Source organism: Collinsella sp. TF05-9AC (genome assembly GCF_003438495.1).
Lineage (GTDB): Bacteria > Actinomycetota > Coriobacteriia > Coriobacteriales > Coriobacteriaceae > Collinsella.
This window is the reverse complement of sequence record NZ_QSSH01000025.1, coordinates 24,014-33,136: the sequence shown is the minus strand read 5'-3', so window position 1 is coordinate 33,136 and position 9,123 is coordinate 24,014. Positions and strand designations below refer to the sequence as shown.

8 protein-coding genes are annotated in these 9,123 nt (G+C 58.8%); 2 read left to right on the top strand and 6 right to left on the bottom strand.

Features of this window, described 5'->3' with window-relative positions:
* Positions 1–316: 316 nt before the first annotated feature.
* Positions 317–1,483, bottom strand: a complete 1,167-nt coding sequence (gene rpsA, locus DXC52_RS07540) for a 30S ribosomal protein S1 (RefSeq protein ID WP_022095232.1) — start codon at positions 1,481–1,483, stop codon at positions 317–319.
* Positions 1,484–1,798: 315 nt separating this feature from the next.
* Here rpsA and DXC52_RS07535 point away from each other — a divergent pair, with 315 nt between their 5' ends.
* Entirely contained in the window at positions 1,799–2,557 is a 759-nt protein-coding gene (locus tag DXC52_RS07535; RefSeq protein WP_117746771.1) for an HAD family hydrolase, read from the top strand.
* Positions 2,558–2,746: 189 nt separating this feature from the next.
* Here the strand turns inward: DXC52_RS07535 and DXC52_RS07530 are convergent, their stop codons facing one another.
* A complete protein-coding gene (locus DXC52_RS07530; RefSeq protein WP_117746770.1) occupies positions 2,747–4,066 on the bottom strand; it encodes a serine dehydratase subunit alpha family protein in 1,320 nt (439 codons plus the stop codon).
* A gap of 272 nt (positions 4,067–4,338) precedes the next feature.
* Between DXC52_RS07530 and rpiB the strand changes: the two genes are divergently transcribed.
* Positions 4,339–4,806: a ribose 5-phosphate isomerase B gene (gene rpiB / locus DXC52_RS07525; RefSeq protein ID WP_035138007.1), complete on the top strand. Its 468-nt coding sequence runs from the start codon at positions 4,339–4,341 to the stop codon at positions 4,804–4,806.
* A 151-nt stretch (positions 4,807–4,957) separates the two neighbouring features.
* On the opposite strand, the gene ndk is transcribed toward rpiB, so the two are convergent.
* The 4 genes from ndk to DXC52_RS07510 form a co-directional block, all read right to left on the bottom strand.
* Positions 4,958–5,362 carry a nucleoside-diphosphate kinase gene (gene ndk, locus DXC52_RS07520; RefSeq protein ID WP_055251725.1) on the bottom strand — a complete coding sequence of 135 codons (405 nt, stop codon included), beginning with the start codon at positions 5,360–5,362 and terminating at the stop codon, positions 4,958–4,960.
* Positions 5,363–5,749: 387 nt separating this feature from the next.
* Complete coding sequence (gene argH, locus DXC52_RS07515) at positions 5,750–7,180, bottom strand: argininosuccinate lyase (RefSeq protein WP_117746769.1); 1,431 nt, start codon at positions 7,178–7,180, stop codon at positions 5,750–5,752.
* Positions 7,181–7,298: 118 nt separating this feature from the next.
* Positions 7,299–7,469, bottom strand: a complete 171-nt coding sequence (locus DXC52_RS10005) for a hypothetical protein (RefSeq protein ID WP_158554615.1) — start codon at positions 7,467–7,469, stop codon at positions 7,299–7,301.
* Positions 7,470–7,702: 233 nt separating this feature from the next.
* The gene (locus tag DXC52_RS07510) at positions 7,703–8,929 is read right to left on the bottom strand and encodes an argininosuccinate synthase (RefSeq protein ID WP_117746768.1); all 1,227 of its coding nucleotides are present in this window, start codon (positions 8,927–8,929) and stop codon (positions 7,703–7,705) included.
* Positions 8,930–9,123: the final 194 nt, after the last annotated feature.

Below are 9,123 nucleotides of genomic sequence, written 5' to 3'. Positions count from 1 at the left end.
TGCGGGAACGGCCTGTCCGCCTAATGTGTTCGGCTGAGATCGGAAATCAACCATAAACCAAGAACCACGCCATGCAGTACAATAGGGTTGTCGATGGGCAACGTCGTCAGTCGAGACGCGACCGCGCTCCACACCCCTCCGTCTACTCGGTGTGTTCCCGCCTCCTCCCCGAGGCGGGATGTCGGCATTTTTCATGCACCAACAACCCAATAGCCCGTGGCCAGCCCGAGCAGCATCGCGAACCTCAGCAGAAAATACAAAAAGGGACCCGTCCATTGCGGACGGATCCCTTAAAACAAGTGATCGTCAAACCGATTTACTCGGCGTCGGTCTCCTCGTCCTTCTTCTCGGAAGGCAGCGGGGTAACCTCGATCTCGACGCCCAGAGTCTCAGCAGCGGACTTCATGGACAGAGAGATACGACGACGGTCGAGGTCGATCTCCATGACCTTGACCTGAACCTTGTCGCCCACGTGGGTGACCTGAGAAGGCTGATCGACGTGCTTGTTGGCCATCTCGGAGATGTGCACCAGACCCTCGATGCCCTCGCCCAGGTCGACAAAAGCGCCGAACGGGACAAGCTTGGTCACAGTGCCCTCGACGATAGCGCCGACGGGGTACTTCTTGACCAGTGCGCGCCACGGATCCTCGGTGGTCTGCTTGAGACCCAGGGAGATGCGCTCGCGGTTGAGATCGACGTCGAGAACCTCGACCTCGACCTCCTGGCCGACCTTGACAACCTCGGAAGGATGGTTGACGTGGTTCCAGGAGAGCTCGGAGATGTGGATGAGGCCGTCGATACCGCCGAGGTCGACGAAGGCGCCGAAGTCGACGATGGAGGAAACGGTGCCCTGGAGACGCATGCCAGACTTGAGCTTGGACAGGATCTCGGAGCGCTCGGCCTTACGGGACTCCTCGAGCACGACGCGACGGGAGAGGACGACATTGTTGCGGTTGCGGTCCATCTCGATGACGCGAGCCTCGATGCGGGTGCCCATGTAGGAGGTGAGGTCCTTGACACGACGGAGGTCGACGAGGGAAGCGGGCAGGAAGCCACGCAGGCCGATGTCGAGGATCAGGCCGCCCTTGACAACCTCGATAACCTCGCCCTCGACGTTCTCGCCGGAGTTGAACTTCTCCTCGATGCGGTTCCAAGCACGCTCGTACTCGGCACGCTTCTTGGACAAGACCAGACGACCGTCCTTGTCCTCCTTCTGGAGAACCAGGGCCTCGATGGGATCACCGAGTGCAACGATGTCTGCAGGGTTAGCGTCCTTGCGGATGGACAGCTCGCGGACCGGGATAACGCCCTCGGACTTGAATCCGATGTCAACGAGCACCTCGTCATGCTCGATCTTAACGACAGTGCCGTTAACGAGATCGCCCTCATCAAAGTCGGTAATCGTACCGTCGATGAGGTTGTTCATCTCCTCCTCGTTGACATCGTCAAGAGAGAAAATGGACGAGTTCTGAATCTCACTCAAAGGTGGACCCCTTTCGAACTACGGGGCCCCGATTGCTAGGACCTACAGAAGGGTGCGACAAGCACACAACGTTTAGGAACACTCGGGAGCCGACAGATACTAATGTGACGCTTATGCAATCACGTTCGTATAGGTTACGGGGAAATCATTTCGATTTCAAGCGTGAACTGCGATTTTTTACTCGTATGGAGACTTTTTCGCAATCTTGTGGACGACCGTCTCCATAAGTTGACGATAGGCAGTTAGGCATACGGCTTTGCGGTAAAGTATCCGGAGCCAACGATTCTGGAACGATTTTTCGAGAAAGGTGCCCGCGTGCTCAAAGCAGTCGTTTTCGATATGGACGAGACGCTTCTTAGCATCAACCTCAACGCGTTCATCCTTCGCTATTTTAAGGATGTCTCGTCGATGCTCGCGGATATCGGACGCCGCAGCCGCGGTGGCACGATGGCACGCCTCGGCACCATCCTGGTCGACCTCAATGCCAATCGCCGCAGCGGCACGGATAATCGCACCAATCTTGAGTTTTACCAAGAAGAGGTTGAGCGCCGGTGCGGCATTTGCCTCTCGGACCCACTTATCTACGAGGCGTTTACCTACTACGACCGCGAAGTTCTTCCGCACAAGAACGACGATGTCATCAACGCCCACGCCATGCCCGGCGCACACGCCGCGCTTCAGGCCGTACAGGATGCAGGACTGCGTTGCGCGCTCTTCACCAACCCCAGCTTTCCGCAGGGGGCCATCGAGTGCCGTATGGGTTGGGGCGATCTGGCCGACGCCCCCTTTGAGCTCGTCACGCACATGGGAAACACCACCCGCTGCAAGCCCGATGCCACCTACTATCTAGAGCAGCTTCAGGTGATGGGGCTCGAGCCGCACGAGGTCCTCATGGTGGGCAATGATCCCAAACGCGACTTCCCCAGCCCCGCCTGCGGCATTCAGACTGCCTATGTGGGCCAAGGCAAGCCCAGCCGAGCCACCTGGCGCGGAACCATGGAAGACTTCGCCCGCGATTTCAACGCCGTAGTAGAAGCCTTCTACGAACACCAAGTAGCCGACGAACTGTCATAGGACCCCTCCCACCAAACAAAATAGCGCCGCAGGTTGAGCATAAGTCAGCGAAAACGCCCCTAAGCGAGCAATGTGCCTTGAAAGAGGAGGGCATAGGCCTTCTGGCCATGCCCGACGATTGAAAGGCAGATTGCCGTTTAGGGACGTTTGCAGCGTCGACTGGTTACGCGGTTTGGTAAAACCGCGTAACTAACAGACTCGAGTCTTGCCGATCATGATGTTGAGGATCTCGACGTCGGTATCTTTCATACCCACACGGCCCACGTAGCCCATGCTGGCGATTGTCTGCTCAACGGTATCTTGGATCAGGCCCTCGCCGGCGCGGAAGCCGCGACCCTGCATGGCCATATCATGGCCCAGAATCGCCGCATCGACGGCAGCCGAGATCTTGGCGGCACAGCTCGCCTTGGCGCCGTCGCACACGATGCCGCCCACGTTACCGAGCGTATTCGAGACCGTCGCGCCAATCTGCTCGCGCGTGCCACCGCACAGCCAGGTAATCGCAGCGCCGGCGCCGCACGCGGCGCAAATAGCACCGCAAAACGCCGAGAGCGCACCAATATAGCTCTTGATATGCACGGCGATAAGATCGGACAGCATCACGGCGCGCACCAGGCGCTCGTGGTCGCAACGCAGGTACTCGGCATACTCCATGACGGGCAATGCGCAGGTAATGCCCTGATTGCCCGAGCCGCACACAATGGCGACCGGCAGCGCGCAGCCGTTCATGCGGGCGTCGGACCCGGCGGCCGCACGGGCACGGGCACGGCAGGCGACGTCATCGGCACGAGCACCCAGCAGCGTGCGGCCCACCTCGGCGCCCCAAGCGTGCGCAAGGCCCTCGGCACTGATCGCGCCATTCAGCTCAATCTGACGCTCAACGGCAGCGCGGGCGTCCTCAATGTCGCCGTCCTCAATAAAGTCGATGATGGACTCAATCGACATGGGCGTGTCGGCCTTATCCGCCGCCCGCTCGGCCACCACACGCTCGGCGCAGGCGGCACACTCCCCCGCCGACTTGCCGCATACCGGAATACCGTCGAGCGTATGGCACGTGACATTGGTGTGATGATCGGTAATCTCGACGACCGCGGTATGGCCCCCGGCCGTGGCAGTCACCTTGATGTAGAGGTTGGGCACACCCTCGACAAGCGACACATCGCAGTAGCCGGCGTCGGCGAGGAGCTCGGCCACGCGTGCACGGTCTTCATCGTTAACGCTCTCGAGCACCTCGAGAGCGCTCTTAGCGTCGCCACCCACGGCACCCAGCACGGCTGCCGCCTCAATACCGTGCATACCACCCGAGTTGGGCACGGTCACGCTCTTAACGTTCTTGATGATGTTGCCCGAGCAGGCAACGTCCATATGATCGGGCTCGCAACCGAGCGTCTGGCTCGCCAGTGCCGCTGCATAGGCAACGGCAATGGGCTCGGTGCAGCCGAGCGCACAGACAAGCTCGCGGTTCAAAACATCGCAAAACGCGGCATCACGAAGGGAATCGGTAGGCATAGGTATCTCCTACTTGTATAACGGACTGGGCTCTCGAAAATAATTAGTTCTTTTATTTGATAACAATGCATCAAAAACCGCAACCATGGTTCCGGCAGACGGCGCTCAAGCGCAAACTGACGACATTCATTCACGAGAAGCCGGTCTTGTTGCATGCTAAAGCGTTTGACCAAAAAACGCCCGAGCGTTTACGCAAAAGTCGCGCTATCATGCAGTCGAACGCGGTAAACACCTTTAGCATTTGCGCCGCACAGACCAGAGAGGAACCATCCATGAAGATCGGTATCGGTAACGACCACGCCGCCGTCGAGCTCAAGAACATCATTTCCGAGCACCTGAAGGAGCGCGGCTGCGAGGTCGTGAACTTTGGCACCGACACCTCCGAGAGCTTTGACTACCCCATCGCCGGCTACAAGGTGGGTAAGGCCGTTGCCAACGGCGACGTCGACCTGGGCATCCTCATCTGTGGCACCGGTGTCGGGATTAGCCTGGCTGCCAACAAGGTCGAGGGCGTACGCGCCGTTGTGTGCTCCGAGCCCTTCAGCGCCAAGCTCTCTCGCATGCACAACAATACCAACGTGCTCGCCTTTGGCGCCCGCGTCGTGGGCTCCGAGCTCGCCAAGATGATCGTCGACGAGTGGCTCGACGCCGAGTTTGAGGGTGGTCGTCACGAGCGTCGCGTTAACCTCCTCAACGAGATCGATCACACGCGCGGCCTTAAGATCGTCGACGAAGCCTAAACTATTCAGTGCCACAAGCTAACAGCAGGGGCCCGCTCGGAACACATGACCGAGCGGGCCCCTGCATAGATTTTGGAATAAAAGGGCGCCGCGGATGGAGTTCCGCGGCGCCCAAGCCACACGCTAACAGCTTTAAGGAGTCAAAGCTGGTTTAGCCAAAGAAGCGCTTGATCTCAATCTCGGCGTTCTCCAGGCAGTCGGAGCCGTGGATCACGTTGGCGTTGACATCGACAGCGAAGTCGCCGCGAATGGTGCCGGGAGCAGCATCAAGCGGGTTGGTAGCACCCATAAGGGTGCGCATCTTGGAGACAGCGGAGAGACCGGAAACGACCATCTTAACGACCGGGCCGCTCGTCATAAAGTCACAGAGACCACCAAAGAAGGGCTTGTCGGCCAGATGGGCGTAGTGCTCCTCGACGGTAGCGCGCTCGAGCGTGGTCATCTCCATGCGCTCGATGACAAGGCCGCTACGCTCAATGCGAGCGACGATCTCGCCGATCTTACGATCGCGCACAGCGTCGGGCTTAATCATGATGAAGGTCTTCTCGATAGCCATAAGGTAGCCTTTCAAGTAGGTTCGCGCGTGCCCAAGTCCCATTCCGGCACCCGCCCGGACTGCATCGTAACAGAGTTTTAGCTGCAGTTAAACAAAAAGCTGTTTATTGAAACGCTACAATTTATTAAAGCGCTCCATATGTGTCACTTCTGTTTCGAAGCCCGATTAGAGTACCATCCGACCGCCCATCAACCGCATCGAACAGAGCAGACGGTCGGTTGCCGTCTGTGAACGTGCCCCCTACACAACCTGCCCAAAGGTCCTACAGAAGTTCTCGACAAGCCCCTCCCCCATAGCAACAAAATACGGACGCCCACATCAGCAGACGTCCGTAAAGCAACAACGATTTATCAATAAATAATGGCCAAAACAGCTTCAGCCAAACCCCTACTTTACCCCGTGGCCCATTTCGACGACCTTGGTCAGCGATCCAAACACGCCTTTGTCGGCCTCAAGCTGTGCCTCGGCACGCTGCAGCTGCACGGCAACGGCGGCAGGGGCGGTGCCGCCCTCGGTCGTGCGCGCGGCGACAATCGACGGGATGTCGAGCGCCTCGGTAATGTCGCGCTCAAAGAGCGGGCTCGCCTCCTGGAACACCTCAAACGGCAGGTCCTCAAGGTTGCAGCCGCGCTTCTCACACATCAGGACCAAATGGCCCACCACGGCATGTGCCTCGCGGAACGGCAGGCCACGCTTGGCCAGGTAATCGGCAACATCGGTGGCGGCAAGGTGCCCCACACCGCACTCGCGCGCCATGGCATCCTCGTTGACGGTCCAGGTCGAAATCATACCGGCCATAACGGACAGGCATTGCATGAGCGTATGGGCGGTATCGAGGGCGCCCTCCTTGTCCTCCTGCAAGTCCTTGTTATAAGCAAGCGGCAGGCCCTTCATGGTCACGAGCAGCTGCACCAGGTTGCCATAGACTCGGCCGCTCTTGCCGCGGATAAGCTCGGCAAAGTCGGGATTCTTCTTCTGCGGCATGATGGACGAGCCGGTGGAGTAGGAGTCGGAAAGCGTGATAAAGCCAAATTCGGAGCTCGACCACAGCACGATCTCCTCGGAAAGACGCGACAGGTGCATGGCCATGACGGAGCCGGCGTAATGCAGATCGAGCAGGAAATCACGGTCGGAAACCGCATCGAGCGAGTTGGGAATCACACCCGCAAAGCCAAGTTCGGCAGCCGTCATCTGACGATCGAGCGGATAGCTCGTACCGGCAAGAGCGGCAGCGCCCAGTGGGCAGTTGTCGGCGGCATCAAAGGCGGCCTTCAGGCGTGTAAAGTCGCGCGCGAACATCCAGGAATACGCCAGCAGATGATGCGACAGCAGCACGGGCTGAGCGTGCTGCATGTGCGTATAGCCCGGCAGAATCACCTTGTCGTACTTCTTGGCCGCATCCACCAGCACATGGCGCAGTTCAAGATTGGCCTCCATGAGCTCCTTGGCCAGCGCCTTAACGCCCAGGCGCGTATCGGTCGCAACCTGGTCGTTGCGCGAACGCCCGGTATGCAGGCGCTTGCCGGCCTCGCCGATGCGGCGCGTCAGCTCGCTCTCGATGGACATATGAATGTCCTCGTCGTTGATGTCGAAGGTGAAGTTGCCGGCATCGATATCCTGTTCGATTCCGGTCAGGCCCTCGGCAATCGCCTGCTCGTCCTCGGCGCTGATAATGCCCTGGGCCGCCAGCATCTTGGCATGTGCCTTAGATCCGGCGATATCCTGCTTATAGAGATGCTTGTCAACCGGCAACGACGCGCCAAACTCCTGCGTGACCTCGGCCACACCTGCCTCAAAACGACCGCCCCAAAGAGCCATGGAACCGTCTCCTTTCATCAAATCCCAAAACAAGCGCCCAAAGCAATGCGCCCTGTCGCTAAAGCGATTTTTCAACCGCTAGTTTTGCACATTCCCCACCGTGCGCGGGGCCATGTAGCTAATTTGCAAAGAAGTGACGCGCCATGCACTTGGCGCCCAACGTCCCCCTCCGGATGTTGCCCTGCGAACCATCGATCCAGGCCTTCAGGCTCATAGGGACGTCCTCGACCTTTGCAGCATCGAATTCGGGCGCGAGGGCAAGTAAGGCATGCGCGACAGCATTGAACATAATGGATACTCCTCATATATATAGGCGCAGAGCCGCCAAATTGATAGAAGGAGCCCCGCCGGACAACCCCGGCGGGGCTCGGACTCAGCCGCAGACGCGGCATCATATATGCGGGCGGAACGTAGGGGCCACCGATGTTAAGAAGTGTCAGCAAGCATAACGAAAGGTAGGGACCCCATGCGCCCGTTATGTATCACGCGGATGGGCCGCGCGGATACCAAGGAAAGGAAGGCTTAAGCCTGGACGGCAGCGGAGCTGGGACCCTGGACCTTAGCCCACGTCTTGAGCGACAGCGTATCGATCTCGATAAAGCCGGCGCTGGCCTTCTCGTCAAACGTGGTGTCGCGGTCGTAGGTGGCCAGGCCGTAGTCGTAGAGGCTGAAGGGGCTCTTGCGGCCGACGACATGGCAGTTGCCCTTAAAGAACTTCAGACGGACGGTGCCGGTCACGAACTTCTGGGTGTCGGCCATAAAAGCGTCGAGCGCGTTTTTGAGCGGGCTGTACCACTGGCCGTTGTACACGGCGGTGGCCCAATCCTGCTCGAGCTTAATCTTAGTCTTGAGTAGGTCGCCCTCGACGCAAATGTCCTCGAGCGCCTTGTGGGCGGTGATGAGCGTCAGGGCGCCAGGAACCTCATAGCACTCGCGGCTCTTGAGGCCCACCAGACGATCCTCAACCAGGTCGAGACGGCCAAAGCCGTTGTCGCCCGAAATCTTGTTGAGGGCGATGACGATCTCGGAGAGTTTCATCTTCTTGCCGTCGACGGCGACGGGCTTGCCGGCCTCAAACTCAATCTCGGTATACGTCGGGGTGTCGGGCGTGTCCTCAGGATTCTTGGTCATAACCCAGGCGTCGTCGAGCGGCTCGTTCCAGGGATCCTCCAGGTGGCCGCACTCAATGGCACGACCCCACAGGTTGTCGTCGATGGAGTAGGGGTTGTCGTTGGCACCCTCGGGAACCGGCACGTTGTGGGCGTGGGCATAGGCGACCTCGTCGGGACGGCACTTCAGGTCCCACTCGCGAACCGGGGCGATAACCTTGAGCTCGGGGTCGAGGGCCTTGACGGCGGCCTCAAAACGGACCTGATCGTTACCTTTGCCAGTGCAGCCGTGGGCGACGTAGGTCGCGCCAAACTCGTGGGCGACCTCAACAAGCTTCTTGGCAAGCAGCGGGCGAGACAGGGCGGAGAGCAGCGGATACTTATTCTCGTACATGGAGTTTGCGGCGATGGCTTTGGTCAGGAACTCATCGGAGAACTCGTCGCGCAGGTCGAGCACCTGGCAATCGAGAACGCCCAGGTCGAGCGCCTTCTGCTTCTTGGCATCCAGTCCGGTCTCTTCCTGGCCCACGTTGCCGCAGACGCAAACGACATCGAGATTCTTCTCGTCCTGGAGCCACTTGACACATACGGATGTATCAAGACCACCGGAATATGCGAGAACGACTTTTTCCTTGCTCATGGCTGTTTCCTTTCGCCCTTGGTAGCTAGTTAGAACATCGGTCAGTTGCAAGTCATTTCAAGGTCATATACCGTGCAATATCAGGTTAAATAGCAAAAATCAGCACATACATGCCCTAGAAACATGCAGCAATGTCGTGCTAAAACCCAACGACCTCAAAATGACTCTGTTGAGGCAATTCGCCCCATGCGGAC